Origin of the sequence: Rubrivivax gelatinosus IL144, assembly GCF_000284255.1 — a bacterium.
GTDB classification, from domain to species: Bacteria; Pseudomonadota; Gammaproteobacteria; order Burkholderiales; family Burkholderiaceae_C; genus Rubrivivax; species Rubrivivax gelatinosus_A.
Map to the genome: position 1 here is coordinate 3,390,952 of NC_017075.1, position 25,149 is coordinate 3,416,100.

Here is a 25,149-nt window from a genome sequence, read left to right on the forward strand (position 1 = left end):
ACGGGCGGTCATCCGCACATGGTCGCATCCGACTCGCCGCCGCCGATGACGGCGCCGACGGGCCGCATTGCAGCTGTAACCGCTTCAGCGGCCCAGTGCCCGCGCCAGCGCCGCCGCCAGCTCGGCCCGCGTCAGCGGCTTGGCGACGACGACGGCGACGCCGGCCTGGGCCGCACGGCGCTCGAGCTCGGGGCCGCCCCAGCCGCTGGCCAGCACCACCGGCAGGTCCGGGCGCAGCGTGCGCGCGGCCGCCGCCAGCGCGGTGCCGCTGACCGCCGGCATGCGCTCGTCGGTCAGCAGCAGGTCGAAACGCTGCGGCGCCTCGCGCAGGCGCTCCATCGCGACGGCGGCGTCGGTGCAGCCGAACGGCTCGTAGCCCAGGCCGGCGAGCAGGTCCTCGGCCAGCTCCACCAGCGCCGGCTCGTCGTCGACGACGAGCACGGCCTCGCCGCGTCCTTCGGCGACCGGCGCATCCGCTGCCGCGGCCGGCGCCGCAGCCTCTTCGCACAGCGGCAGGTAGAGGTCGAAACGTGCGCCGCGCCCCGATTCGCCGGCGCCGACGTCGATCGCACCGCCGGCACCGAAGACGACGCCGTGCACCACCGACAGCCCGAGGCCGGTGCCGCGCGGCCCGCCGGGCCCCTGGCCGGTCTTGGTCGTGAAGAAGGGCTCGAACAGCCGCGGCAGCACCTCGGCGGCGACACCCGGACCTTCGTCGACGACACGCAGCCGCAGGTGCCGGCCGGGGCCGACGCGGCCTTCGAACACGCTGCGCTCGACGTCCAGCCGCAGCTCCTCGAGCGTGACGGTCAGGCAGCCGCCGCCGGGCATGGCCTGCAGGCCGTTGCTGCCCAGGTTCATCACGGCCTCGAAGAAGGCCGTGGCGTCGATGCGCACCGCGGCTCGGGGCGCCTGCAGCCGCCGCCGGATCTGCAGACCGGGCGCCAGCGAGCCGCCCAGCAGGTCCAGCACTTCCTCGACGACCGCCTGTACGGCGACCGCCTGCGCCGGCCGCGGCGTCGCACGGCTGAAGGCCAGCACACGCTCGACCAGCGCCTTGCCGCGCTGGCCGGCCTGCAGCACCTGGTCCAGGCGCCGCGCCTGGGCCGAACCTTCCCGGGCCTCGCCGCGCGCCAGCTCGCCGTAGCCGACGACCGCCGCGAGGATGTTGTTGAAGTCGTGCGCGACGCCGCCGGCCAACGTGCCCAGCGCCTCCAGCCGGCTCGCGCGCGCGAGCTGCTCCTCGAGCTGCCGCCGCTGCTCGCGCGAGCGCACGTCCTCGCTGACGTCGGCCGCCGAGCCGCAGAACACGATGCCCTCCTCGCCCTGCAAGGCCAGGCCGCGCGAGCGCACATGGCGCCAGCTGCCGTCGGGCCGGCGCACGCGGAACACCTGGTCGAACTGGCCGGTCTGGCCGCGCTGGTGGGCGAGAAAGGCCTGGCGCAGCGGCTCGACGTCGTCGGGGTGCAGCGTCGGGTGATCGTAGAGCGCGCCTTCGGCCGGGGCGTCGCGCGCCAGGCCGAGCAGTTCCTTCATGCGCGGCGACAGATAGGTGCGGCCGCCGGCCGGGTTCCACTCCCAGGCGCCTTCCTGCGCCGCCTGGAAGGCGCGCAGCGCCCGGCCCTGCTCGGCCGCCATGCGCGCCTCGGCCGCGCGGCGCAGCGCGCCTTCACGCGCCGAGCGCAGCGCGAGCATCAGCGTGACGCCGAACGCAAGGCCGACGAAGGCGGCCGCCAACGCGGCCTGGCCGGACCAGGCGGCCAAGGCCCGGTCGCGGTCGCGGGAGACGACCAGCAACAGCCGGCCGCCGTCGAGCTGGCGCGACGCGACGAGACGCGTGGCAGCGTCGCCCGGGTGGCCGGACCAGAGTCCGGCCAGATCCGCCGCCGGCACCGGCTCGCCGCCGAGCGCGCCCGGACCGTCGGCCAGCGGGCTGAGGTCCTCGCGCCGGTACAGGCCCAGGCGCGTGTCGGCCGTAGGCGCGAGCTGCGGGAAGTCGCGGTCCAGGAACTCGGCGTCGGCCATCAGCAGCACCGCGCCCCGCAAGCGGCGCTGGCCGTCGCGCCAGTCGGTGGCGACGGCGATGGCCGGCGGCACCACGCCCTCGCCGGCATCGGCTCGGCCCAGGTACAGGCGCCCGGGCGGCGCCGTCCCGACGGCGGCGAGCGCTTCGCGCTGCTGCGGCGACAGCGTCGGACGGTCGACGTCGGAGTCGGCGAGCACCTGGCCGCCCCGGTCGACGACGACCAGCGAGCGGAACCGCGGCAGCGCGGCGATGCGGGCCCGCAGCAGCGCGTCGGCCGAGCGGGTACCCGGCGTCAGCAGGCCTTCGGCGAGCTCGTCGCGGGTGGCCATCAGCGCCGCACCGGCGGCGTCGAGCGTCGCTTCGGCCTGCGCCGCCATCGCGCCGGCCAGCGAGGACAGATGGCGCTGCTCGGCGTCCAGCGTCTGCCGGCGCAGCGTCCACAGCCCCAGCGCGACCGCGGCGGCGACCAGCAGCTCGACCAGCAGCACGACGAGCACCAGCCGCGTCGCCAGCAAGTCGCGCCAGCCCGTAGGGGGAGGCGCCGTCGCCGCTGTCGGCGCAACCGGCGGCTCGAACGCTAATGTGTTGTCGGCCCCATTCACGGCGACAGTCTGTCATGCCCATCGCCCAAGACCTCCCGGTTCCTCACGTTCTCGTCGTCGACGACGACCCGGCGCTGCGTGAACTGCTCATCGACTATCTCGGCGAGAACGAGATCCGCGTCACCGCGGTGGCCGACGGCGCAGCGATGCTGGGCACCTTCGCCGACGAGCCGATCGACCTCGTGGTGCTGGACCTGCGCCTGCAGGGCGAGGACGGGCTGGACCTCGCCCGCCGCCTGCGCGAGCGTGCCGAGGTGCCGATCGTGCTGCTGACCGGGCGCTCCGAGGAGGCCGACCGCGTGATGGGGCTGGAACTGGGCGCCGACGACTACGTCACCAAGCCCTTCAGCCCGCGCGAGCTGCTGGCGCGCATCCGCTCGGTACTGCGCCGCAGCCGCATCTCCGCACGCGCCGCCGCCGAACAGCCGGTGCGCGAGGAGCGCCGGCGCGCCTTCCGCTTCGCCGGCTGGGAGCTGAACCTGGGCACGCGCCGGCTGACCGCGCCCGACGGGCGCCGTGTCGAGCTCAGCAACCAGGAGTTCAACCTGCTGGTCGCCTTCTGCAGCGCGCCGCAGCGCGTGCTCAGCCGCGACCAGCTGCTGGGCCTGTCGCGGCTCAACAGCGCCGAGGTCTACGACCGCACGATCGACGTCCAGGTGCTGCGGCTGCGGCGCAAGATCGAACCCGACCCGTTCAATCCGAGCCTGATCGTCACCGAACGCGGCGTCGGCTACGCCTTCAACACCAGCGTGCAGACCCTGGTCTGAGGCGTCAGCGCCGCGGCAGCACCAGGGCCAGCGCGCCCAGCAGCGCCGCCAGCCCCAGCCCCGCGGCCGAGGCGGTGGACGGCAGGCGCAGCACGTCGGGCTGCACGTCGAAGCTGAAACGCGCCAGCGCCACGAGCTGCTCGGCCGGCAGCGCCATCGCGTCCTCGAAACGCACCTGGACCTGGCTCCAGTGCTCGCGCCCGACGTAGGCCGCGAACGCCCCCGAGGCGACCGCCGCACGCGCCAGCGGCCCCAGGGGCTGCAGCAGCCGCGCCAGCAGCGTCACCCGGTCGGGCGGCGGCGCCGCGTCCCAGGCGGCTTTCACCGCCGCCAGATCCCGAGGGCCGTCGCCGTACTGCACGTCGTCCATCGCATCACCCCGATCGGCTGTCATGCGGCCAGCTTGCCCGCCCAAGGTGACGGCTTCGTTTCACCCGCGCCGCCACGATGTTTCGATCTGCAAGAACGACAAAGGCGCCCCGAGGGGCGCCTTCGTCAGGGTTGCGGCAGGCGCGGGCTCAGCCCATCTGCTCGATCATGACCTTGCCGAAGCCCGAGCAGGAGACCTGCGTCGCGCCGTCCATCAGGCGCGCGAAGTCGTAGGTGACCTGCTTGCTGAGGATGGACTTCTCCATCGCGCTGATGATCAGGTCGGCAGCCTCGGTCCAGCCCATGTGGCGCAGCATCATCTCGGCCGAGAGGATCTCGGAGCCCGGGTTGACGTAGTCCTTGCCGGCGTACTTGGGCGCGGTGCCGTGGGTGGCCTCGAACATCGCGACCGAGTCCGACAGGTTGGCGCCCGGGGCGATGCCGATGCCGCCGACCTGCGCGGCCAGGGCGTCGGAGACATAGTCGCCGTTCAGGTTGAGCGTCGCGATCACCGAGTACTCGGCCGGGCGCAGCAGGATCTGCTGCAGGAAGGCGTCGGCGATCGAGTCCTTGATGACGATGTCCTTGCCCGTCTTCGGGTTCTTGAACGAGCACCACGGGCCGCCGTCGATCGGCTGGGCGCCGAACTCGCGCTGCGCCAGCGCGTAGGCCCAGTCACGGAAGCCGCCTTCCGTGAACTTCATGATGTTGCCCTTGTGCACGATGGTCACGCTGGGCTTGTCGTTGTCGACCGCGTACTGGATCGCCTTGCGCACCAGACGCTCGGTGCCTTCCTGCGACACGGGCTTGATGCCGATGCCCGAGGTCTCCGGGAAGCGGATCTTCTTGACGCCCATTTCCTCGATGAGGAACTTGATGACCTTCTGCGCCTTCTCGCTCTTGGCTTCCCACTCGATGCCGGCGTAGATGTCCTCGGAGTTCTCGCGGAAGATGACCATGTTGGTCTTCTCCGGCTCCTTCAGCGGCGTCGGCACGCCCTTGAAGTACTGGATCGGGCGCAGGCAGACGTAGAGGTCGAGTTCCTGGCGCAGCGCGACGTTCAGGCTGCGGATGCCGCCGCCGACCGGCGTCGTCAGCGGGCCCTTGATCGAGACGACGTAATCGCGCACCGCGTGCAGCGTCTCTTCGGGCAGCCAGACGTCGGGGCCGTAGACCTTGGTCGACTTCTCGCCGGCGTAGACCTCCATCCAGTGGATCTTGCGCTTGCCGCCGTAGCTCTTGGCGACCGCCGCATCGACCACCTTCAACATCACCGGCGTGATGTCGAAACCGGTGCCGTCGCCCTCGATGTACGGAATGATGGGCTGGTCGGGGACGTTCAGCGAGAAGTCGGCGTTGACCGTGATCTTCTGCCCGCCCTCGGGCACCTTGATGTGCTGGTACATGAAAAAGGTCTCCACAAACCGCGAATGCGGTGGGTCGTCGGGGATGAATTCGCGGGAATTGATTCTAGGTCAACGACTGTCGCCCGACTGACGTGCAAGGGCCTTCGAAGGACAAACGCTGGACACGGCGCCGCGATGCGCGGCGGCATTCAGGTGGCGCAGTAGGCCTGCCACTGCATCCACAGGCCGTGGCCCAGAGCCCAGCCGGAGGCGACGACCAGCAGCGCGCCCGCGGCGCGTGTGGCCCAGACTGCGGCCGACGCCGACTGCGACACGCCGAGCTTGAACCACAGCATCGGGCCGAGCACCAGGCCCGCGCCGCTGGCGATCGCGAAGGCGCCCATCACCGCGGCGCCGGCGGCGGCCGTGTTGGCCAGCGCGGCGACGACCAGCGCCGACTGCAGCAAGCCGCAAGGCCAGGCGACCCACAAGGACCCGGCGGTGGCCGCGCGGGCCGGCCCGGCGATGCGCCGCCAGCCGGCGGCGTCGGCCTGCGGTGCACGTCGCTGCGCGCTGCGGCCGATGTTCTCCAGCCAGGCCGGTTGCCGGCCCTTCCACAGCAGCCACAGGCCGAGCCCGAGGGCCGCAGCGTGCGCCAGCGTCCACAGCGGCCGCAGCGCGGGGCTGAGTTCGCCGACGGCCGACAGCAGGTTGACGCCGGAGGCGACCAGCGCGCCGCCGGCCGCGTAGCCGGCCACGCGGGCGAGATGGAAGCTCCAGAGGGCGGCGCGCTGGCCGGGTGGCAGCAGCGCCGTGCAGGCGGCGCCGCACATCGCGATGCAGTGCGGCGCGCCGGCCAGCCCGAGCATCAGCGCGCTGACGACGAGCGCGAAGTCCACGCGGGGGCCCGAAGAGTCATGCCCGGATTATCCCGTCGCGGGATAACCCGTGCCGGCTCAGATGATGCGCGAGAAGCGCTCGCGGTTGCCGCTGGCGCGCAGGTGCTTGTCGAAGACCGCCGCGACGCCGCGCACGTAGTACCAGCCCAGCGCGGTGATCTGGATCGAGTCGTCGTTGATCTCCAGCAGCCCACCTTCGGCGAACGGCGTCAGATCCTCGAGTTCCGCCGCGAAGTACTCGGGGAACTTGATCAGGTGCGCAAGTTCGATCGACTCGTACTCGACGCGCCCCTGGCACATGATGGCCATGATCACCGCCCGGCGCAGCAGGTCGTCGCGCGTCAGCGTCAGGCCGCGCACGATCGGGAATTCGCCCTTGGCGATGGACTCGTAGTACTCGGGCAGCGTCTTCGCGTTCTGGCTGTAGGTCGCGCCCATGCGGCCGATCGAGGACACGCCCAGCGCGATCAGATCGCAGTCGGGCTGCGTGCTGTAGCCCTGGAAGTTGCGGTGCAGGCGGCCCTGGCGGCGTGCGGCCGACAGCGCGTCGCCCGGCAACGCGAAGTGGTCCATGCCGATGTAGGTGTAGCCCGCGGCGATGAAGCCGGCGATGGCGCCGCCCAGCATCTTGATGCGCTGCTCGCCCAGCGGCAGTTCCTCGGCGAGGATGCGGCGCTGCGGCTTGAAGCGCGTCGGCAGGTGCGCGTAGGCGTACAGCGCGATGCGGTCCGGGCGCAGCTCGGCGATCTGCTGGATCGTGCGCGCGAACGAGTCCGGCGTCTGCTTGGGCAGGCCGTAGATCAGGTCGGCGTTGATCGACTCGAAGCCGTTGGCCCGCGCAGCGACGACGAGGTCGCGCACGCTGTCGTACGACTGCACGCGGTGCACCGCTTCCTGGACGTCGGGGTCGAAGTCCTGGATGCCGAAGCTGATGCGGTTGAAGCCCAGGCCGGCGAGGCTCTTCAGGCGTTCGGGCGTCGCGGTGCGCGGGTCGACCTCGATCGAGATCTCGGCGCCGGCGACGATCTTGAACGACTCGCGCAGCCGGGTCATCAGCCGGCCGATCTCCTCGTCGGTCAGGAAGGTCGGCGAGCCGCCACCGAAGTGCAATTGCGACACCGACTGGCCCTTGCCCAGTTCGGCGACGTGCAATGCGATTTCGGCTTCGAGCGCGTCAAGGTACTCGGCACTGCGCTCGTGGTGCTTCGTGATGATCTTGTTGCAGGCGCAGTAGTAGCAGACCGATTCGCAGAACGGAATGTGGATATAAAGCGACAGCGGTGGCGTGCCGCCCACCGTGCTGCCCTCCGCTCGTTGTCGCAAGGCCTGCCGGTACTCAGCAGGGCCGAAGGCTTCGACGAAGCGGTCCGCGGTGGGGTACGAGGTATAGCGGGGACCGGGCACGTCGAGGCGCCTCAGCAGTGCTTCAGGAACAATCGTGTCCATAATTCATCCGGCCGTCATGCGGTACGGGCTGGACTGTGCCAAACACTCACCCAATCGGCTTGATCTGTCTCAAGCGCCCACCCGAGACGCAAGCAAAGAATTGACCATGCCCTTGAGCGACGTCATGAGCGATACTCGGGTCTGCCCCGCCACGCCGGACCGAACTGACTCCAATCGTCGAACCCCTATGAACAACACGTCTTCCGGCATCCGGCTTGAACCGTTCAAGGTCGCCTGCTCGAGCTGTAACCTGCGTGAACTCTGTCTGCCGGTCGGCATGTCCAACGACCAGCTCGAGCGGCTCGACACGATGGTGGCGACGCGCCGTTCGGTTCCGCGTGGCGAGACCTTGTTCCGTGCCGGCGATCCCTTCCTGTCGCTCTACGCGGTTCGCACCGGCTTCTTCAAGACCTGCGTGTCCTCCGAAGACGGCCGCGATCAGGTCACCGGCTTCCAGATGGCGGGCGAACTTCTGGGCCTCGACGGCATCGGTACCGACCGTCACACCTGCGACTCGGTGGCGCTCGAAGACTCGCAAGTCTGCGTCATCCCGTTCCAGCAGCTCGAAGACCTGTCGCGCGAGTTCAGCGACCTGCAACGCCAGCTGCACAAGATCATGAGCCGCGAGATCGTGCGCGATCACGGCGTGATGCTGCTGCTTGGCAGCATGCGCGCCGAAGAGCGCCTGGCGGCCTTCCTGCTGAACCTGACCCAGCGTCTGCAGACGCGCGGCTTCTCGCCGCACTCGCTGATCCTGCGCATGACGCGCGAGGAGATCGGCAGCTACCTCGGCCTGAAGCTCGAAACGGTCAGCCGCACGTTCTCGAAGTTCCAGGACGACGGCATCCTGGAGGTCAAGCAGCGCCAGATCCGCGTGCTCGACCCGCAGGCGCTGCAAAAGCTCGTCAACGGCTCCTCCGCCGCCTGCTGACCCGAACCCCGGTGCAAACAAAAACGCCGCGCATTGCGCGGCGTTTTGTTTTCTTCAGCTGCGAAATGTTCGGCTGTTGATTTCGTGCTCGCTGCGCGACAGCAGCAGCGTCATGCCTGCGGCGGCCGCCGAAGCGGCCCAGAAGACGAAGAAGGCCAGCGTGTAGACGGCTGCGGGATCGAGTTCGATCGCCCCGCCGCCGAACCAGCGCAGCGCCGCCGGATCCAGCACCGAGAACAGCGCAAGCTCCAGCACCACCGCGGCCAGGAACGCGGGCCAGAGCACCGCACTCCAGTCGCGCGCACGCCGCCTCATCGAATGCCTCGCGGGAGTAGCCGCTCAGGGCGCCGCGGTGGCGGCGTGGTTGCGCGCAGCCATCGCCGGCGTGTCGGCCTGGACTTCGCCGGACTGCGGCACCGACGACGGCACCTCGGTGATGACGAGGTCGGCTCCGCGGATCGCGATGACGGCGGTCGCGACGGCCGCGATGACGACGATCAGCGGGCCCGACACCACCAGCCAGACCATGCCGATGCGCCACCAGGGCGTTGCGTCGCGGGAAACGGGAAGAGTGCTCATCAGGGGCTCCGGTCGAAGCAGCGTCATCGGGGGACGACGAACGTTGATTTCTCGCTGGCGACCACCGGCGTCGCGTCGTTCGCGTCGGGCAGTCGTTCGATGTGGAACTGTATCGCGTGGGCTCCAGGCCCTGCCTGGCTGGCGGTATCCGGCGGCACCCGCAGGGCGATCGTCACCCAGCGCGCATCGGCCGGCTCGACCTCGAAGTCCTTCGGGGCGTCGACCACCATCGGCGTCAGGCCGTCGGCGCTGATGCGGTAGCGCTGCGTCGACTCGGTCGCGTTCATGACCTGCAGGCGGTACAGGTTCTCGATGTAGCCTTCGTCGACGATGCGCGCCAGCGAGGCGCGGTCGCGCACGACGTCGACACGGAACGGGCTGCGCATCGCGAGGCTGGCCGCGAAGGCGCCGACGATGATGATCAAGATCGCCGTGTAGACCAGCACCCGGGGGCGCAGCACACGCTGCAGCATCTGGCCGCGCGTCTGGTGCTGAGCCATGCCGTTCTCCGTCGCGTAGCGGATCAGCCCGCGCGGGTACTTCATCTTGTCCATGACGCCGTTGCAGACGTCGATGCAGGCGGTGCAGCCGATGCACTCGTACTGCAGGCCGTTGCGGATATCGATGCCGGTCGGGCAGACCTGCACGCACAGACCGCAGTCGATGCAGTCGCCCAGGCCCTGGCTGCGGGCGTCGATCTTGCGCGAACGCGTGCCGCGCGGGTCTCCCCGCTCGGCGTCGTAGCTGATGATCAGCGTGTCCTTGTCGAACATCGCGCTCTGGAAGCGCGCGTACGGGCACATGTACTTGCAGACCTGCTCGCGCATGTAGCCGGCGTTGCCCCAGGTCGCGAAGCCGTAGAACAGCACCCAGAAGGTTTCCCAGGGCCCCAGCGACATCGCCATCGCCGAAGGCAGCAGCTCGCGGATCGGTGTGAAGTAGCCGACGAAGGAGAGGCCCGTCCAGAGCGCGATCGCGATCCAGACGAACTGCGTCGCGCCCTTGCGCCAGACGCGTTCGAAGGTCCAGGGTCCGGCGTCCAGACGCATGCGGGCGTTGCGGTCGCCTTCGAAGCGGCGCTCGACCCACATGAAGATCTCGGTGTAGACCGTCTGCGGGCAGGCGTAGCCGCACCACAGCCTGCCGGCCACCGCGGTGAACAGGAACAGCGCGTAAGCCGAGATCATCAGCAGCGCCGACAGATAGATCAGGTCCTGCGGATACAGGACCAGGCCGAAGATGTAGAAGCGCCGCGTGCCGAGGTCGAAGAGCACGGCCTGGCGGGAGTTCCAGTCCAGCCACGGCAGCCCGTAGAACACCAGCTGCGTCGCCCAGACCAGCGCCCAGCGCCAGCCGTTGAACCAGCCCGATACCGAGCGGGCGTAGATCTTCTTCTGCTTCGCATAAAGCGAAACGACCGCCTCGGGCGCGGCGCCGGCTTTCGCCGGTTCCGCGCCCGAGGCGGCCCGTGCCGCGGCGGGCCGGTCTTCGAGGTCGACCCGCACTTGGCTCATGTCGTGAAACTCCCGATCAGCGCGACGCGACCGTCGTCCGGTGCGACAGGCTCCAGACGTAGGCGCCCAGAACGTGGATCTGCTCCGGGCTCAGGCGGGCCGCCTGCGACGGCATGACGTTGACCTTTCCGTTGTTGATCATGTTGATGATCGCCTGCTCGCCGTAGCCGTGCAGCCAGATCTTGTCGGTCAGGTTGGCCGAACCGACCGCCTGCATGCCCTTGCCGTCCGGGCCGTGGCACGCGGCGCAGACCACGAACTTGGGCTTGCCGAGCTGCGCCGCGACTTCGTTGTGCGGGCTGCCAGACAGGCTCAGCACGTACTGGGCGACGTTCTTCACGTCTTCCGGCGTGCCGACCGCTGCGGCCATCGGCGGCATGTTGCCGACGCGGCCGAGGGTGATCGTCTCCTTGATCTTGTCGAGCGTGCCGCCGTGCAGCCAGTCGTCGTCGGTCAGGTTCGGGAAGCCCTTGCTGCCGCGCGCGTCGGCACCATGGCACTGGGCGCAGTTGTTGGCGAACAGGCGCTCACCGATAGCCATCGCCTGCGGGTCCTTGGCCAGGTCCTCGGCGGACTGGGCGACGAACTTGGCGTACAGCGGCGCCATCTGGGCCCGCGCCTTGTCCATCTCGTTCGAGTGCTGGCCGGTGCTGGTCCAGTTCAGCGCGCCCTTGTTGCTGCCCAGACCCGGGTACAGGACCAGGTAGATCACCGCGAACGCGATGGTCACGAGGAACAGGCCGGCCCACCAGCGCGGCAGCGGGTTGTTCAGTTCCTGCAGGTCCTCGTCCCAGACGTGACCCGTCGTGTTGTCGTCGGCCATGACCTTGCGGCGGCTGGCCACGATCAGCACGACCAGACAGAAGATCAGGCTGACGACGGTGATGCCGGCCACATACAGTGACCAGCCCGAGTTGAAGAAATCGCTCATTTCCGTTCTCCTGAGGCTTCGGCGCCGTCCTTCTCGATGAAGGGAAGCATCGCCGCCTCGTCGAAATGTCCGCGGCGGCGCCGCGACCAGGTCCAGACCACGATCCCGATGAAGAGCGCGAAGCTCACCACCGTGACGACGGTACGGAGGGTGTTGATGTCCATGGTCGGTTGCGGCGTCACTTGACGGCCGTGCCCAGCACCTGCAGGTAGGCGATGACGGCATCGATCTCCGTCTTGCCCTTCACTTCGTCGGCGGCCTTGGCGATCTCGTCGTCGCTGTAGGGAACACCGACCGTGCGCAGCGCCTTCATGCGCGGCGCCAGGCCTGCCGCGTCCACCTCGTTCTTGGCCAGCCACGGATAAGCCGGCATGTTGGACTCGGGCACCAGGTCACGCGGGTTGTTCAGGTGGATGCGGTGCCACTCGTCGCTGTAGCGACCGCCGACACGCTGCAGGTCCGGGCCCGTGCGCTTGCTGCCCCACTGGAACGGATGGTCGTAGACGAACTCGCCGGCCATCGAGTAGTGGCCGTAGCGCAGCGTCTCGGCGCGGAACGGGCGCACCATCTGCGAGTGGCAGCCATAGCAGCCTTCGCGCAGATAGATGTCTCGCCCGGCCAGTTGCAGCGGGGTGTAGGGCTTCAGGCCCGCGACCGGCTGGGTCGTGGAGCGCTGGAAGAACAGCGGCACGATCTCGACGAGCCCGCCGACGGCGACCGTCAGCAGGATCAGCACGATCATCAGGAAGTTGCTGGTCTCGATCTTCTCGTGACCGCCGACGGCATGGTTGTGTGCCATGGTCTTGTATCTCCTAGGGTTCTGGCGGTCAGGCGTGGGCCGGGACCATCGGGATCGGCGCCGGCACGACCTTGCCGCTCTTGATCGTCATGACCGTGTTCCAGGCCATGATGACCATGCCGGTCAGGTACAGCAGGCCACCGCCGAGACGGATCACGTAGAACGGGTACGTGGCCTTGACGCCTTCGACGAAGCTGTAGACCAGCGTGCCGTCGGGGTTCACGGCACGCCACATCAGGCCTTGCATCACGCCGGCGATCCACATCGCGGCGATGTACAGGACGATGCCGATGGTGGCGACCCAGAAGTGCAGCTCGATGGCACGGGTGCTGTACATCGTCTGACGCCCGAACATGCGCGGGATCAGGTGGTACAGCGAGCCCATCGAGATCAGGCCGACCCAGCCGAGCGCACCGCTGTGCACGTGGCCGACGGTCCAGTCCGTGTAGTGGGACAGCGCGTTGACCGTCTTGATCGACATCATCGGCCCTTCGAAGGTCGACATGCCGTAGAACGACAGCGAGACGATCAGGAACTTCAGGATCGGGTCGTCGCGCAGCTTATGCCAGGCGCCCGACAGCGTCATGATGCCGTTGATCATGCCGCCCCAGCTCGGCGCCAGCAGCACCAGCGAGAAGATCATGCCGATCGACTGGGTCCAGTCGGGCAGCGCGGTGTAGTGCAGGTGGTGCGGGCCCGCCCACATGTACGTGAAGATCAGCGCCCAGAAGTGCACGATCGACAGCCGGTAGCTGTAGACCGGGCGGCCGGCCTGCTTCGGGATGTAGTAGTACATCATCCCCAGGAAGCCGGCGGTGAGGAAGAAGCCCACCGCGTTATGGCCGTACCACCACTGGACCATCGCGTCCTGAACGCCCGCGTAGACCGAGTAGCTCTTCGTCAGCGAGACCGGCACTTCGGCGCTGTTGACGATGTGCAGCAGCGCCACGGCGATGATGAACGCGCCGAAGAACCAGTTGGCCACGTAGATGTGGCGCACGGTGCGCTTGCCGATGGTGCCGAAGAACACGATCGCGTAGGACACCCAGACGACGGCGATCAGGATGTCGATCGGCCATTCGAGCTCGGCGTACTCCTTGCCGGTCGTGAAGCCCAGCGGCAGCGAGATCGCCGCCAGCAGGATGACGACCTGCCAGCCCCAGAACGTGAACATCGCCAGCTTCGGCAGGAACAGCGAGGCCTGGCAGGTCCGCTGCACCACGTGATACGAAGTCGCGAAGAGCGCGGAGCCACCGAACGCGAAGATCACCGCGTTGGTGTGCAGCGGTCGGAGACGGCCGTAGGTGATGTAAGGGATGCCCAGGTTCAGTTCGGGCCATGCCAACTGGGCGGCGATGATCACCCCCACCAGCATGCCGACGATCCCCCACAGCACCGCCACCACGGAGAAATATCTCACCGGGGTGTCGTAGTACACCGGGGTCGCCGGTGACGATTCATGAGCCATACGGCTTCTCCTCGCGTCGTTCAGGAAGCAAATTTGACGATTGTTCAGGCTTGATCTGGGACAGGGCTTGATGGCTGTCAACCGGGCCATCGTCGTCCTGGAGAATGCGCTCGCCCTCGTACTCGAGATCCTCGAACTGGCCGCGATGCAGGGCCCAGCCGAAGACGCCGAGGATGATCAGCACCAGCACCGCCGACAGCGGGATGAGCAGGTACAGGATGTCCATTCGAGCCTTCAGCGCCCTGCCCGCAGCGCGTTGAGCACCACGAAGAGCGAACTACCCGCCATGCCCAAGCCAGCAGCCCATGGCGGAAGCCAGCCGATCAAGGCCAGCGGAATGCACGCGGCGTTGTACGCCGCGGCCCAGATCATGTTTTGGCGCACGATGCGCATCGCCCGCGCCGAGCTGCGGCGCGCCCGCACCAAGTCCAGAGGACGGTTCGAGGCCAGCACCGCGTCGGCCTGAGCGCGAGCGACCAGCGCCCCCTGGCCCATCGCGAGCGAGACGTCGGCACGCGCCAGCACCGGCGCGTCGTTGACCCCGTCGCCGACCATCGCGACACGCTCGCCGGCCTGCTGAGCGGCGGCCACGGCCGCCAGCTTGTCTTCGGGGCGGGCCCCGCCGACGAATGAATCGAGACCGAGGCGCCGCGCGAGCCGCGCCGCGCGCTGTGGCGCGTCGCCGGACAGCAGCGTCACGCGCACGCCGTCGGCCCGCAGCTCGCGCACGGCTTGCTCCGCGCCGTCCCGCAGCAGCTCATCGAAACCGAAGCCGGCCACCGGCCGACCGTCCCGCGACAGCCAGACCTGGACGTCGTCGCGCTCGGCAGCCCCGGCGAAGCTGGCACGGCCCAGCCGCCATTGCGCGCCGTCGGCTGCGGTGGCCCGCATGCCCTCGCCCGCCACCTCCTCGATCGCCTCCCAGGCCAGCCCGGATGCCGGCAGCGCCGCGGCCAGCGCCTGCGACAGCGGATGACGCGACCAGGCCGCCAGCGAGGCCGCGTGGCCGAGCGCATCGACGCCCTCGTCGAGCACCAGCGTCGTCGCCAGCACCGGCCGGTCTTCGGTCAAGGTGCCGGTCTTGTCGATGAACAGATGGTCGGCACGGGCCAGATCCTCCAGCGCATCGAGCCGCTGCACCAGCACGCCGCGGCGCGCGAGACCTCCGGCGGCGGCGATCATCGTCGCCGGCGCCGCCAAAGACAGCGCGCACGGGCAGGTGACGATGAGGACCGACACTGCGACCCAGATCGCCCGCGACGGGTCGATCAGGCTCCAGACCGCCGCAGCCCCCGCGGCCAGCAGCAGCACGGCCCAGAGGAAGGGCACGGCCCAGCGGTCGGCGACGCGGGCCAGCGCCGGACGCTGCGACATCGCGTCGCGCATCATCGAGACGATGGCTTCGTAGCGCGTGTCCGCACCGGCGCGCTCGACGCGCATCGTCACCGGCGCCCCGAGGTTCACGCTGCCGGCGACGACCGCGGCGCCGCAGGCCTTGTCGACGGCCACCGACTCGCCGGTCAGCAGCGACTCGTCGGCCTGAGTCGAGCCCTCGATCAGCGTGCCGTCGGCCGGGAAGGCCTGGCCGAGCGCGACGCGCACGCGGTCGCCGGCCATCAGGCGCTGGACGCTGATCTCGCTGATGCTGCCGTCGGCTTCCAGGCGCTGCGCGGTTTCCGGCAGGCAGGCCAGCGCACCTTCCAGCGCCGTGGCCGCGCGGTGACGGGCCCGCAGCTCGAGGTAGCGGCCGGCGAGCAGGAAGCTGACGAACATCGTCAGCGAATCGAAATAGACCTCGTGGCCGAAGACGCCGCTGGGATCGAAGGTCGCGCCGGTGCTGGCCACGAAGGTGACAGCGACGCCGATGCTGACCGGCACGTCCATGCCGATGCGCCCGGCGCGCAGGCCGCGCCAGGCCCCGCGGAAGAACGGGCCGGCGGAGAACAGCACCACCGGAATGGAGAGCACCCAGCAGCCCCAGTTCAGGAGCTGGCGCATCTCCATCGTGAGATCACCATGGGCCACGTAGCTCGGCGTGGCGAACATCATCACCTGCATCGCGCAGAAGCTGGCGACGAACAGGCGCCACAGCGCCGCACGGTGCTCGGTGCGGCGCATCTCGCGCGCCGGCGCGGCGGCGTCCGGAACCGCGTCGTAACCGGCGGCGCGGATCGCCGCGATCAGCGCCGAGGGCTGCGTCTTCGCCGGATCCCAGCGCACCGTGGCGCGCTGCGCCGCGGCGCTGACGCGCGCCTCGCGCACGCCGTCGACGGCGCGCAACGCGTTCTCGAGGATGCCCGTGCAGGCCGCGCAGTACATGCCGGAGATCTGGAGCGCCGACTCGCCGAGCCGAACGCCATCGCTTTCCTGCACCCAACGGGTGTAGCGAGCGAGCTCCAACGGGTCGTCGACGGCGGCCAAGGAAGGTGCCGCTTGCTGGAGGGGGGCGAAGCCGGAGAGACTCATGGAAGCTGACGATCTGGGGCGGCGGTCACCGTCGCCGGGATATGTAGTTTCGCTTCCTGCCTCGAACATGACGACCTATATCAAAGTTTATAGCTATCCGCGTTTGACCGGAGTACTTGCGCTCCTTGTCTCTTTTGCGCTACCCACAGCCCATGCTCAGGGGGGGCCGCAGCCGAAGCTGCCCACCGTGCCGCTGACGGCGGGCATGTACGTGATCCAGGCCGAGGTCGCCCAGACCCCGGAGCAGCAGGCCACCGGGATGATGTACAGGCGCGAGATCGGCCAGAACGAAGGCATGCTGTTCTTCAACCGCGAGGCGGGCGTGCGCTGCTTCTGGATGCGCAACACCTTGTTGCCTCTGTCGATCGCTTTCATCGCGGACGACGGCACGATCGTCAACACGGCCGAAATGCAGCCCCAAAGCGACGAATCGCACTGCTCGGCGAAGCCCGTCCGCTTCGCCCTTGAGATGCATCAGGGCTGGTTCGCCAAACGCGGCATTAGTGCCGGGTTCAAGCTCCGCGGCGTGCCATTTGGCAACTGAGCCGCACTGATTTACTCCAACAAAAAACCGACCGCGCCGGTTGGGCTTGCGGTCGGTTCTCATGAACGCCCGCTCAGGGCGTGATCGACACCGATCAGGCGGCGTAGTTCGCCTCGGCGAACGACCAGTTCACGAGCTTGTCGAGGAAGGTCTCGACGAACTTCGGGCGCAGGTTGCGGTAGTCGATGTAGTAGGCGTGCTCCCAGACGTCGACCGTCAGCAGCGGCGTGTCGCCGGTGGTCAGCGGCGTGCCGGCCGCGCCCATGTTGACGATGTCCAGCGAGCCGTCAGCCTTCTTGACCAGCCAGGTCCAGCCCGAACCGAAGTTGCCGACCGCCGACTTCACGAAGGCTTCCTTGAAGGCAGCATAGGAGCCCCACTTGGCGGCGATCGCCGCGGCCAGCGCGCCGGACGGCTCGCCGCCGCCTTCGGGCTTCATGCAGCTCCAGAAGAAGGTGTGGTTCCAGATCTGCGCGGCATTGTTGTAGATGCCGCCGGACGACTTGCGCACGACGTCCTCGAGCGGAAGGCTCTCGAACTCCGTGCCCTTTTGCAGGTTGTTCAGGTTCACGACATACGCGTTGTGATGCTTGCCGTGGTGGTACTCCAGCGTCTCGCGGCTGTAGTGCGGCGCCAGGGCATCGAGGGCGTACGGCAGAGGAGGCAGCGTGCGTTCCATTGAATCGTTCCTGTGGGTGGATGAAAGCTGAGAAGGATTGTAGGCATCGGCTTCGTTTGATGCAGACCCCTTCCGTTCGACCCCGAAGACGCGTATAGATGCCGCACCGTCGGCCCAGACCGCCCGCAGGTCGTCGCCGGCCCGCAGCCCCGCCGCCTGCAGCACCGGGCGCCCGGAAGGCGTCTCGATCCAGGCATAGCCGCGCTGCAGCACCCGCGCCGGGTCCAGCGCCGAAAGGCGCTGGGCACCGAGGTCCAGGCCCGACCTGAGGCGCGCCAGCCGCGCGGCCATCGCCGCACGCAGCCGCAGCGCCAGCGCCATCGAACGCTGGGACCGCTGCGCCAGCTGAGGCGCCAGCGCCTGCTCCAGACGAAGCTCGAGCGCCGCCAGCCGCTGGCGCTGCTGCATCAGGCCGGCCGCCGGCCGTCCGAGCCGCAAGGCCGCGGTGTCCACACGCTGGGCCTGGCGGTCGAGCTGGCGGCGCAGCGCGCGGCGCAGCGCCTCGGCACGCGCCTGGAGCGCCGCGACGAGTTCGACCCGCGCCGGCGCGGCCAGCTCGGCGGCCGCGGTCGGAGTCGGCGCCCGCAGGTCGGCGGCCAGGTCGGCCAGCGTGATGTCGGTCTCGTGGCCGACGCCGCAGACCACCGGGATCGGCGAGGCCGCGACCGCACGCACGACGCGCTCGTCATTGAAGGCCCACAAGTCCTCGAGCGAACCGCCGCCGCGAACCAGCAGCAGCGTCTGCACCTCGGCGCGCTCGGCGGCCGTGCGCAGCGCCGCGACGATCGCCGGCGGCGCCTCGCCGCCCTGCACCGGGGTCGGGTAGATGACCACCCGCACCTGCGGTGCCCGCCGCGCCAGCGCCGTCAGCACGTCGCGCAGCGCCGCCGCACCGGGCGAGGTGACGACGCCCAGCGTGCGCGGGTGCGGCGCGATCGGCCGCTTGCGCGCGGCGTCGAACAGCCCCGCCGCCTCCAGCCGCGCTTTCAGGCGCAGGAACTCTTCATACAGCGTGCCGGCGCCCAGGCGCTGCAGCGACTCGACGACAAGTTGCAGTTCGCCGCGTGCGTCGTAGACACCCAGCCGGCCGCGCAGCTCGACCTGCAGACCGTCGCGCGGCGCGAAGTCCAGCAGCGCCGCAGCGCGACGAAACATCGCGCAGCGCAGCAGTGCCGGCTGGCCGTCGTGGTCCTTCAGGGAGAAATAGCAGTGGCCGCTGGCGGCGCGCGTGAAACCCGAGATTTCGCCGCGCACGGCGACTGCGCCGAAACGCGCAGCGATGGCGTCGCCGGTCGCCAGCAACAGCGCCGCGACACTCCACACCTGGCGCGGCGACGCCACACCGAACGCCGGCTCAAGGCCGCTCATGCACCGCCCCCAAGGCGTGGAACTCCACAGATCCCGGCATGCCGCCAGGGCTTCGCGTATACCACGACCACAACCCGCAACCGCCTCGCAAGTGCTTGATTTCGCAGAAGAAAATTTTGCTGAAAATTGGAGCAATCCAAGCCCGGGCCAATCCTGACGCGGGTTTGGCGCGACTGTCGGCGCCTTCTCCACAAAGTTATCCACAAATGGCGTGGATACGTGGAAGCGGGTCGGCGCCTTGCGCCAGAAGGGCGGATCGCAGCGCCCCTTGGGACATAATCCGCCGGCCGCGGCGGGCCCTGCCGCTCACCTCGAACATCCCCTTGCTGTCGATCATACAAGCGGCCGGTTGGCCGATCTGGCCCCTGATCCTGTGCTCGGTCGTGGCGCTGGCGCTGATCCTGGAACGGCTCTATCACCTGCGTGCGCCGCTGATCGCGCCGCCGACGCTGCTCGACGAAGTCATCGGCGTCTCGCGCAACAGCCTGCCCACGCCCGACGTCGTCAGCAAGCTCGCCGAGAACTCGCTGCTGGGCGGCGTGCTGGCCGCCGGCCTGCAGGCCGTGGCCGCCGACGCGCGCATCACCGAGCCGGCGCTGCGCCAGGCGATGGAAAACGCCGGCCGCACCGCGGTGCACACCACCGAGCGCTATCTGAACACGCTGGGCACGATCGCCGCCGCCGCGCCGCTGCTGGGCCTGTTCGGCACCGTGGTCGGCATGATCGAGATCTTCGGTTCGCAAGCCCCGACCGGCGCCTCCAACCCGCAGCTGCTGGCCCACGGCATCTCGGTGGCGCTCTACAACACCGCCTTCGGCCTGATCATCGCGATCCCCTCGCTGATGTTCTACCGCTATTTCCGCGGCAAGGTCGACGCGTTCCAGCTGACGATGGAACTGGCCGCCGAGCGCCTAGTGCCGCACCTGATGCGCTTCGTCGTGCGCACCGCCTGAGCCTGCCGGAACGCCGATGCGCTTCAGCCGCCGCCGCCCCGAGGAACCGGAGATCAACCTGATCCCGTTCATCGACGTGCTGCTCGTCGTGCTCATCTTCCTGATGCTGTCGACGACCTATTCGCGCTTCACCGAGCTGCAGATCACGCTGCCGGCGGCCGACGCCGAGAAGCTGCGCCAACGTCCGGCCGAGATCATCGTCGCCGTGGCCGCCGACGGCCGCTACGCGATCGACCGCCAGCCGGTCGACGGCCGCAACGTCGACCAGCTCGTCGCCGCGCTGACCGAGGCGGCCAAGGGCCGGCAGGACGTCGTCGTCATCATCTCGGCCGACGCGATGGCCGCGCACCAGTCGGTGATCAACGTGCTCGACGCGGCGCGCCGCGCCGGGCTCCCGCGTCTGACCTTCGCCTCGCAGACGCCGAACGGCGCGCGCTGATGTCGCTGGCCGCGCGGCTCGAGGCGCTGCTGCTGCGCCACTGGTGGCAGCCGCGGCGCACGGCGCTGGCGGCGACGCTGGCGCCGCTCGAGTCGCTCTACGCCGGCCTGTCGCGCCGCGCCGCGGACGTCGAGCCGCAGCGCGCGCCGGTGCCGGTGGTCGTCGTCGGCAACCTGATCGTCGGCGGCGCCGGCAAGACGCCGACCGTCATCGCGCTGCTGCGCGCCTTGCAGGCCGCGGGCTACACGCCCGGCGTCATCTCGCGCGGCTTCGGCCGCGACGGCGACGGCGTGCACGAAGTCCGGCCCGATGCGTCGCCGGCCGAAGCCGGCGACGAGCCGCTGCTGATCCGCCGCCGCAGCGGCGTGCCGGTCTGGGTCGGCCGCGACCGGGTCGCCGCCGCGCGCGCGCTGTGCGCCGCGCATCCGGACGTCGACGTGCTCGTCTCCGACGACGGCCTGCAGCACCGCCGGCTGGCACGCGACGCCGAGATCGTCGTCTTCGACGAACGCGGCATCGGCAACGGCCGCCTGCTGCCCGCCGGCCCGCTGCGCGAGCCGCTGCCGGCGCGGCTGGCGCCCGGCCGCTTCGTGCTCTACAACGCGCCGGCGCCGACGACGCCGCTGCCGGGCGTCTGCGCGCAACGCTCGCTCGGCCCGGCGCTGGCGCTGGAGGACTGGGCGGCCGGCCGCCAGGACGGCGCGGTCGCGCTGGCCACGCTGCGCGGCCGCCGCCTGCTGGCGCTGGCCGGCATCGCGTCGCCGGAACGCTTCTTCTCGATGCTCGAGGCCGCCGGCCTGCAGATCGAGCGCCTGCCGCTGCCCGACCACCACGATTTCGCCGCCCTGCCCTGGCCCGCCGGCACGCCCGAGGTGCTGGTCACCGAGAAGGACGCCGTCAAGCTCGTCGGCCGTGCGCTGGGCGGGACGCGCGTCCGGGTCGTGGGGCTAGACTTCGCGCTTCCCGATTCACTCGTTCAGGACGTGCTGCGCCTCATCGCGCCGCCGCGAACCCGATGACGCTCGACCACCGTCTGATCGACCTGCTCGTCTGCCCCGTCTGCAAAGGCCCGCTGGAACTCTCCCGCGACGACCTGCAGCGCCCGACCGACCTCGTCTGCAACGCCGACCGCCTGGCCTTCCCGATCCGCGACGGCATCCCGGTGATGCTGGAGACCGAGGCCCGCAGCCTGGACCTGCCGCCGGCGCCGTGAGCTTCACGGTCCTGATCCCGGCGCGCCTGGCCTCCACGCGCCTGCCGCGCAAGCCGCTGGCCGACATCGGCGGCCTGCCGATGATCGTGCGCGTCGCGCGCCGCGTCGCCGATGCCGGCGCCGAGCGCATCGTCGTCGCCTGCGACGACGCCGACATCGCCGCCGCCTGCGCCGCGCACGGCGTCGAGGCGGTGCTGACACGCGCCGACCACCCGAGCGGCAGCGACCGCCTGGCCGAGGCCTGCACGCGGCTGGGCCTGGACGGCTCGGCGCGCATCGTCAACGTGCAGGGCGACGAGCCGCTGATCGACCCGGCGCTGGTGCGCCGCTGCGCCGAGCTGCTCGACGAGCGGCCCGACTGCGTGATGAGCACCGCGGCGCACGCCATCGCCTCGGCCGAGGACTTCGCCAACCGTAACGTCGTCAAGGTCGTGCTCGACGCCGCCGGACGCGCGCTGTACTTCAGCCGCTCGGCCATCCCCTGCTGGCGCGACGGTGCGCCGGGCACGCTGCCCGACCCGGCACCGCTGCGCCACGTCGGCCTCTACGGCTACCGCGCCGGCTTTCTGCGCCGCTTCCCGACGCTGGAGCCGGCACCGCTGGAACGCCTGGAGTCGCTGGAGCAGCTGCGCGTGCTGTGGCACGGCGAACGCATCGCGGTGCACGTCGCCGAACATGCTCCAGGCACCGGCGTCGACACGCCCGAAGACCTGGAACGCGTGCGCGCGCTCTTCGCCTGAACGCCGGCGCACGTCGCCCGCGCGTCAGCGTGACGCGACGGTGCGCGTGTTACGCTCTTTTCAATCGCGCCCGGCAGCGCCGGCCGCAGCACGCATCACCACAAAGCTCGAGGAAGCGATGAGACTGATCCTGTTGGGGGCGCCCGGCGCCGGCAAAGGCACGCAGGCGGCCCAGATCTGCCGCAAGTACGGCATCCCGCAGATTTCCACCGGCGACATGCTGCGCGCCGCCGTCAAGGCCGGCACCGAGCTGGGCCTGGCGGCCAAGAAGGTGATGGACGCCGGCGGCCTGGTCAGCGACGACATCATCATCGGCCTGGTCAAGGAACGCATCGCCCAGCCCGACTGCGCCGGCGGCTTCCTGTTCGACGGCTTCCCGCGCACGATCCCGCAGGCCGACGCGATGAAGGCCGCGGGCGTCAAGCTCGATGTCGTGCTCGAGATCGACGTGCCCGACGAGGCGATCATCGAACGCATGAGCGGCCGCCGCGTGCACGTCGGCTCGGGCCGCACCTACCACGTCAAGTACAACCCGCCGAAGACCGAAGGCGTCGACGACGAGACCGGCGAGCCGCTGATCCAGCGCGAGGACGACAAGGAAGAGACGGTGCGCAAGCGCCTGGACATCTACCAGAGCCAGACGCGCCCGCTCGTCGACTACTACTCCGCCTGGGCCGCCAACGGCGACGCGCAGGCCCCCCGTTACCGCCGCATCAGCGGCACCGGCACGGTCGAGGAGATCACCGGGCGCGCGTTCGCGGCGCTCGAGAGCTGATCCTCCCGGCCCTTTCTTTCCCCCGCACGCCCGTCAGAGGCGAAGGAGACAACGGATGGAAATCCAGGGCAAGGTGTTCATCGTCACCGGCGGCGCGTCGGGCCTCGGAGAAGGCACGGCACGCCGGCTGGCGGCACACGGCGCGAAAGTCGTCGTCGCCGACCTGCAGGTCGAACGCGGCGAGACCGTCGCGCGCGAGATCGGCGGCGTCTTCGTGCGCTGCGACGTCAGCCAGGAGGCCGACGCGCAGGCGGTGGTCGACGCCGCGGTCGCGGCCGGCAAGCTGGCCGGCCTGGTGAACTGCGCCGGCATCGCGCCGGCCGTGAAGACCGTGGGCAAGGACGGCGCGCACCCGCTGGCCAGCTTCACGAAGACGATCCAGGTGAACCTGGTCGGCTCGTTCAACATGATCCGCCTGGCCGCTGCGGCGATGGCGAAGAACGAGCCTGAACCGACCGGCGAGCGCGGCGTGCTGATCAGCACCGCCAGCGTCGCCGCCTACGACGGCCAGATCGGCCAGGCGGCCTACGCCGCGAGCAAGGGCGGCATCGTCGGGATGACGCTGCCGATCGCGCGCGACCTGGCGCGCAACGGCATCCGCAACATGACGATCGCGCCGGGCATCTTCGGCACGCCGATGCTGTTCGGCATGCCCGCCGAAGTGCAGCAGGCGCTGGCCGCCGGTGTGCCCTTCCCCAGCCGCCTCGGCACGCCCGAGGACTACGCCAAGCTGGTGCAGCACATCGTCGAGAACGACATGCTCAACGGCGAGGTGATCCGGCTGGACGGGGCGATCCGGCTGGCACCGAAGTAAGCGCTTCGGCGCCGGCGGAACTCACTCGACGCGTCGAACGCGGATGAGCTGGGAGACGCCCTCGATCTCCATCAGGAAGCTGCCCAGCAGGCCCCGCCGCACCCGCACGCCGGGGCTCTGCAAGGTGTAGCTGCCGCGGCTGCCGTCGACCACCTTCCACAGCTGGCCGTTCTCCAGCCGGAAGCGCGACTTCGCATCCCAGCCGTCGAAGCTGCCGACGATGCGGCTGTCGATCTCTTCGAGGCGATCCGCCCGGGGCTGGTTCTCGAGGCCGAACTCGGCTGAGGGCTTGACCGCGGCCACGGCCGGTGCCGCGGCGGCGCCCGTGGCCGCCGCGGGGGCCTTCGCGGCCGCGGGCGGCAGCGGGATGGCGTCATAGCAGGCCAGACGCTGGCCGCTGTCTTGCATGGCACGGCAGCGTGCGATATCGGCAGTCTGTGCCTGCGCAGCACCACAGGCGAGCGCACAAACGGTCAGAAGAAGGTGTCGGGTCATGAAAATGCTTCCTGCAGCCAGGCAGCGGTCCGCCAAAGAATCAGGCTTCATCGTACCGCGGCGGCGCCGTCGATTCCGGGCTTCGCCAGCCGTCATCATCGCCCTGCGCATTGCCTGCGAGTTGCCCGGCCATGACTGGCGGTGACGATCACTGGGCGCGCCTGTGGTCCGCCGGCGCGGCCGACTCCTTCGGCCACGGCAGCGACGCGGCGGCGCTGCCGGCCGACAGCACGAGGCCGTCGAAGTCCTTGCGGGTGATGATGTTGACCACGCCGCCGATGGCGTCGGAGCCGTAGATGGCCGAGGCGCCGTCGGTCAGGATTTCGATGCGCTCGACGGCGGCCATCGGAATCGAGTTCATGTCGACCGAGTCGCCGACGTTCGGCGCCTTGGCGACACGGCGGCCGTCGATCAGGACCAGGGTGCGGTTGCTGCCGAGACCGCGCAGGTCGACGCCGGCGAAGGCCTGGGCGCTCGAGCCGCTTTGCGGACGGAAGTTACCCGCGCCAGCGAACGTCGTGTTGCGGACGAATTCGGCAACGGTGGTGGCACCGCTGGTGTCCAGTTGCTCGCGGGAGATGACGGTCACGGGCAGCGCGCCTTCGGAGGCGGCACGCTTGATCCGGGAACCCGTGATCTCGATGCGCTCGGCGTCCTGGGCGGATGCCGGCATCGAGGTGAGCACCAGCGCGCCGCCGAGGGCAGCCAGCACTCCCATGCAAACTTTCGTTCGCTTGAACATTAACTTCACTCCTGTGGTGAGTTGATCGAAAGACCGTTGCCCCCGAGCAAGCCCTGTGCCGCGTTAACGCTTTGCAAGTCCGACCCGGAGATCCGTGAACCGATTGTCAAGGCGGGTCATGGCCCCAAATGCACGGGAAAGCCATGATTCGCCCCGACCCTCGTGTTCACGAGGCCGTGCCCGCAACCCACCGTCCGTTGAACTTACCTCGGACGAGCGCAGCGCCGGCACGAAAAAGCCATCG

General features: G+C 69.7%; 27 protein-coding genes and 1 pseudogene. 10 read left to right on the forward strand and 18 right to left on the reverse strand.

Features of this window, described 5'->3' with window-relative positions; genetic code table 11:
* Nucleotides 1–84: 84 nt before the first annotated feature.
* On the reverse strand, nt 85–2,541 hold the full coding sequence (locus RGE_RS23345; RefSeq protein ID WP_014429379.1) for an ATP-binding protein: 2,457 nt from the start codon (nt 2,539–2,541) through the stop codon (nt 85–87).
* 101 nt (nt 2,542–2,642) lie between these two features.
* Here RGE_RS23345 and RGE_RS15480 point away from each other — a divergent pair, with 101 nt between their 5' ends.
* The gene (locus RGE_RS15480; protein WP_014429380.1) at nt 2,643–3,395 is read left to right on the forward strand and encodes a response regulator transcription factor; all 753 of its coding nucleotides are present in this window, start codon (nt 2,643–2,645) and stop codon (nt 3,393–3,395) included.
* Between the two features lie 4 nt (nt 3,396–3,399).
* Here the strand turns inward: RGE_RS15480 and RGE_RS15485 are convergent, their stop codons facing one another.
* The 4 genes from RGE_RS15485 to hemN all read right to left on the reverse strand — a co-directional run bounded on the left by RGE_RS15485 (nt 3,400) and on the right by hemN (nt 7,455).
* Nucleotides 3,400–3,765, reverse strand: coding sequence for a hypothetical protein (locus RGE_RS15485; protein WP_014429381.1), 366 nt, complete (start codon nt 3,763–3,765; stop codon nt 3,400–3,402).
* 148 nt (nt 3,766–3,913) lie between these two features.
* Complete coding sequence (gene icd, locus RGE_RS15490) at nt 3,914–5,170, reverse strand: NADP-dependent isocitrate dehydrogenase (protein ID WP_014429382.1); 1,257 nt, start codon at nt 5,168–5,170, stop codon at nt 3,914–3,916.
* 149 nt (nt 5,171–5,319) lie between these two features.
* The gene (locus RGE_RS15495) at nt 5,320–6,009 is read right to left on the reverse strand and encodes a sulfite exporter TauE/SafE family protein (protein ID WP_014429384.1); all 690 of its coding nucleotides are present in this window, start codon (nt 6,007–6,009) and stop codon (nt 5,320–5,322) included.
* 57 nt (nt 6,010–6,066) lie between these two features.
* Complete coding sequence (hemN, locus tag RGE_RS15500) at nt 6,067–7,455, reverse strand: oxygen-independent coproporphyrinogen III oxidase (protein WP_014429385.1); 1,389 nt, start codon at nt 7,453–7,455, stop codon at nt 6,067–6,069.
* Between the two features lie 187 nt (nt 7,456–7,642).
* Here hemN and fnr point away from each other — a divergent pair, with 187 nt between their 5' ends.
* Nucleotides 7,643–8,386, forward strand: a complete 744-nt coding sequence (fnr, locus tag RGE_RS15505) for a fumarate/nitrate reduction transcriptional regulator Fnr (protein WP_014429386.1) — start codon at nt 7,643–7,645, stop codon at nt 8,384–8,386.
* Between the two features lie 54 nt (nt 8,387–8,440).
* On the opposite strand, the gene RGE_RS15510 is transcribed toward fnr, so the two are convergent.
* From RGE_RS15510 to RGE_RS15550, 9 genes are read right to left on the reverse strand one after another with little or no spacing between them, the layout of a single operon-like run.
* On the reverse strand, nt 8,441–8,701 hold the full coding sequence (locus tag RGE_RS15510; RefSeq protein WP_014429387.1) for a hypothetical protein: 261 nt from the start codon (nt 8,699–8,701) through the stop codon (nt 8,441–8,443).
* 24 nt (nt 8,702–8,725) lie between these two features.
* Nucleotides 8,726–8,965 (reverse strand): hypothetical protein, encoded by a 240-nt coding sequence (locus RGE_RS15515; protein WP_043784173.1) that lies wholly within the window; start codon nt 8,963–8,965, stop codon nt 8,726–8,728.
* A gap of 23 nt (nt 8,966–8,988) precedes the next feature.
* On the reverse strand, nt 8,989–10,479 hold the full coding sequence (gene ccoG, locus RGE_RS15520) for a cytochrome c oxidase accessory protein CcoG (RefSeq protein ID WP_014429389.1): 1,491 nt from the start codon (nt 10,477–10,479) through the stop codon (nt 8,989–8,991).
* Between the two features lie 16 nt (nt 10,480–10,495).
* Nucleotides 10,496–11,410: a cytochrome-c oxidase, cbb3-type subunit III gene (gene ccoP / locus RGE_RS15525; protein WP_014429390.1), complete on the reverse strand. Its 915-nt coding sequence runs from the start codon at nt 11,408–11,410 to the stop codon at nt 10,496–10,498.
* The gene (locus tag RGE_RS15530) at nt 11,407–11,574 is read right to left on the reverse strand and encodes a cbb3-type cytochrome oxidase subunit 3 (RefSeq protein WP_014429391.1); all 168 of its coding nucleotides are present in this window, start codon (nt 11,572–11,574) and stop codon (nt 11,407–11,409) included. The genes ccoP and RGE_RS15530 overlap by 4 nt, the downstream gene beginning before the upstream one ends.
* A 14-nt stretch (nt 11,575–11,588) precedes the next feature.
* Complete coding sequence (gene ccoO / locus RGE_RS15535; protein ID WP_014429392.1) at nt 11,589–12,209, reverse strand: cytochrome-c oxidase, cbb3-type subunit II; 621 nt, start codon at nt 12,207–12,209, stop codon at nt 11,589–11,591.
* Between the two features lie 28 nt (nt 12,210–12,237).
* A complete protein-coding gene (gene ccoN / locus RGE_RS15540; protein ID WP_014429393.1) occupies nt 12,238–13,677 on the reverse strand; it encodes a cytochrome-c oxidase, cbb3-type subunit I in 1,440 nt (479 codons plus the stop codon).
* Nucleotides 13,667–13,903: a cbb3-type cytochrome oxidase assembly protein CcoS gene (ccoS, locus tag RGE_RS15545; RefSeq protein WP_014429394.1), complete on the reverse strand. Its 237-nt coding sequence runs from the start codon at nt 13,901–13,903 to the stop codon at nt 13,667–13,669. The genes ccoN and ccoS overlap by 11 nt, the downstream gene beginning before the upstream one ends.
* An 8-nt stretch (nt 13,904–13,911) precedes the next feature.
* Entirely contained in the window at nt 13,912–16,098 is a 2,187-nt protein-coding gene (locus tag RGE_RS15550) for a heavy metal translocating P-type ATPase (RefSeq protein ID WP_232504938.1), read from the reverse strand.
* A gap of 112 nt (nt 16,099–16,210) precedes the next feature.
* Between RGE_RS15550 and RGE_RS24660 the strand changes: the two genes are divergently transcribed.
* Nucleotides 16,211–16,687, forward strand: coding sequence for a DUF192 domain-containing protein (locus RGE_RS24660; protein ID WP_014429396.1), 477 nt, complete (start codon nt 16,211–16,213; stop codon nt 16,685–16,687).
* Between the two features lie 94 nt (nt 16,688–16,781).
* Here the strand turns inward: RGE_RS24660 and RGE_RS24665 are convergent, their stop codons facing one another.
* On the reverse strand, nt 16,782–17,366 hold the full coding sequence (locus RGE_RS24665) for a superoxide dismutase (protein ID WP_043817365.1): 585 nt from the start codon (nt 17,364–17,366) through the stop codon (nt 16,782–16,784).
* Between the two features lie 99 nt (nt 17,367–17,465).
* Nucleotides 17,466–18,734 (reverse strand): annotated as a pseudogene (xseA, locus tag RGE_RS24670) (exodeoxyribonuclease VII large subunit); the annotation flags it as partial.
* Nucleotides 18,735–19,057: 323 nt separating this feature from the next.
* Here xseA and RGE_RS15565 point away from each other — a divergent pair.
* From RGE_RS15565 to RGE_RS15595, 7 genes are all read left to right on the forward strand, one after another.
* Complete coding sequence (locus RGE_RS15565) at nt 19,058–19,687, forward strand: MotA/TolQ/ExbB proton channel family protein (RefSeq protein ID WP_014429398.1); 630 nt, start codon at nt 19,058–19,060, stop codon at nt 19,685–19,687.
* 16 nt (nt 19,688–19,703) lie between these two features.
* Nucleotides 19,704–20,126, forward strand: coding sequence for an ExbD/TolR family protein (locus RGE_RS15570; protein ID WP_014429399.1), 423 nt, complete (start codon nt 19,704–19,706; stop codon nt 20,124–20,126).
* Nucleotides 20,126–21,145: a tetraacyldisaccharide 4'-kinase gene (lpxK, locus tag RGE_RS15575; protein WP_014429400.1), complete on the forward strand. Its 1,020-nt coding sequence runs from the start codon at nt 20,126–20,128 to the stop codon at nt 21,143–21,145. Before RGE_RS15570 ends, lpxK begins: the two co-directional genes overlap by 1 nt.
* Complete coding sequence (locus tag RGE_RS15580; protein ID WP_014429401.1) at nt 21,142–21,339, forward strand: Trm112 family protein; 198 nt, start codon at nt 21,142–21,144, stop codon at nt 21,337–21,339. The genes lpxK and RGE_RS15580 overlap by 4 nt, the downstream gene beginning before the upstream one ends.
* A complete protein-coding gene (gene kdsB / locus RGE_RS15585; RefSeq protein WP_014429402.1) occupies nt 21,336–22,079 on the forward strand; it encodes a 3-deoxy-manno-octulosonate cytidylyltransferase in 744 nt (247 codons plus the stop codon). Before RGE_RS15580 ends, kdsB begins: the two co-directional genes overlap by 4 nt.
* A 118-nt stretch (nt 22,080–22,197) precedes the next feature.
* Complete coding sequence (gene adk, locus RGE_RS15590; protein ID WP_014429403.1) at nt 22,198–22,854, forward strand: adenylate kinase; 657 nt, start codon at nt 22,198–22,200, stop codon at nt 22,852–22,854.
* 55 nt (nt 22,855–22,909) lie between these two features.
* Nucleotides 22,910–23,668 carry a 3-hydroxyacyl-CoA dehydrogenase gene (locus RGE_RS15595; RefSeq protein ID WP_014429404.1) on the forward strand — a complete coding sequence of 253 codons (759 nt, stop codon included), beginning with the start codon at nt 22,910–22,912 and terminating at the stop codon, nt 23,666–23,668.
* A gap of 21 nt (nt 23,669–23,689) precedes the next feature.
* Here RGE_RS15595 and RGE_RS15600 read toward each other — a convergent pair whose 3' ends face one another.
* Both RGE_RS15600 and RGE_RS15605 read right to left on the reverse strand, forming a co-directional pair.
* Nucleotides 23,690–24,163: a hypothetical protein gene (locus RGE_RS15600; RefSeq protein ID WP_043784179.1), complete on the reverse strand. Its 474-nt coding sequence runs from the start codon at nt 24,161–24,163 to the stop codon at nt 23,690–23,692.
* Between the two features lie 148 nt (nt 24,164–24,311).
* A complete protein-coding gene (locus RGE_RS15605) occupies nt 24,312–24,905 on the reverse strand; it encodes a TonB-dependent receptor plug domain-containing protein (protein ID WP_081528258.1) in 594 nt (197 codons plus the stop codon).
* Nucleotides 24,906–25,149: the final 244 nt, after the last annotated feature.

Bases quoted from the DNA above. Each gene is read 5' to 3' on its own strand.
- ccoG (WP_014429389.1), bottom strand. From the start codon at position 10,479: ATGAGCCAAGTGCGGGTCGACCTCGAAGACCGGCCCGCCGCGGCACGG.
- fnr (WP_014429386.1), top strand. From the start codon at position 7,643: ATGAACAACACGTCTTCCGGCATCCGGCTTGAACCGTTCAAGGTCGCC.
- adk (WP_014429403.1), top strand. From the start codon at position 22,198: ATGAGACTGATCCTGTTGGGGGCGCCCGGCGCCGGCAAAGGCACGCAG.
- ccoS (WP_014429394.1), bottom strand. From the start codon at position 13,903: ATGGACATCCTGTACCTGCTCATCCCGCTGTCGGCGGTGCTGGTGCTG.
- RGE_RS24660 (WP_014429396.1), top strand. From the start codon at position 16,211: ATGACGACCTATATCAAAGTTTATAGCTATCCGCGTTTGACCGGAGTA.
- lpxK (WP_014429400.1), top strand. From the start codon at position 20,126: ATGTCGCTGGCCGCGCGGCTCGAGGCGCTGCTGCTGCGCCACTGGTGG.
- RGE_RS15515 (WP_043784173.1), bottom strand. From the start codon at position 8,965: ATGAGCACTCTTCCCGTTTCCCGCGACGCAACGCCCTGGTGGCGCATC.
- RGE_RS15485 (WP_014429381.1), bottom strand. From the start codon at position 3,765: ATGGACGACGTGCAGTACGGCGACGGCCCTCGGGATCTGGCGGCGGTG.
- RGE_RS15580 (WP_014429401.1), top strand. From the start codon at position 21,142: ATGACGCTCGACCACCGTCTGATCGACCTGCTCGTCTGCCCCGTCTGC.
- RGE_RS15600 (WP_043784179.1), bottom strand. From the start codon at position 24,163: ATGACCCGACACCTTCTTCTGACCGTTTGTGCGCTCGCCTGTGGTGCT.
- RGE_RS15530 (WP_014429391.1), bottom strand. From the start codon at position 11,574: ATGGACATCAACACCCTCCGTACCGTCGTCACGGTGGTGAGCTTCGCG.
- ccoP (WP_014429390.1), bottom strand. From the start codon at position 11,410: ATGAGCGATTTCTTCAACTCGGGCTGGTCACTGTATGTGGCCGGCATC.
- RGE_RS15595 (WP_014429404.1), top strand. From the start codon at position 22,910: ATGGAAATCCAGGGCAAGGTGTTCATCGTCACCGGCGGCGCGTCGGGC.
- RGE_RS15570 (WP_014429399.1), top strand. From the start codon at position 19,704: ATGCGCTTCAGCCGCCGCCGCCCCGAGGAACCGGAGATCAACCTGATC.
- RGE_RS15510 (WP_014429387.1), bottom strand. From the start codon at position 8,701: ATGAGGCGGCGTGCGCGCGACTGGAGTGCGGTGCTCTGGCCCGCGTTC.
- icd (WP_014429382.1), bottom strand. From the start codon at position 5,170: ATGTACCAGCACATCAAGGTGCCCGAGGGCGGGCAGAAGATCACGGTC.
- hemN (WP_014429385.1), bottom strand. From the start codon at position 7,455: ATGGACACGATTGTTCCTGAAGCACTGCTGAGGCGCCTCGACGTGCCC.
- RGE_RS24665 (WP_043817365.1), bottom strand. From the start codon at position 17,366: ATGGAACGCACGCTGCCTCCTCTGCCGTACGCCCTCGATGCCCTGGCG.
- RGE_RS15480 (WP_014429380.1), top strand. From the start codon at position 2,643: ATGCCCATCGCCCAAGACCTCCCGGTTCCTCACGTTCTCGTCGTCGAC.
- RGE_RS15605 (WP_081528258.1), bottom strand. From the start codon at position 24,905: ATGTTCAAGCGAACGAAAGTTTGCATGGGAGTGCTGGCTGCCCTCGGC.
- ccoN (WP_014429393.1), bottom strand. From the start codon at position 13,677: ATGGCTCATGAATCGTCACCGGCGACCCCGGTGTACTACGACACCCCG.
- ccoO (WP_014429392.1), bottom strand. From the start codon at position 12,209: ATGGCACACAACCATGCCGTCGGCGGTCACGAGAAGATCGAGACCAGC.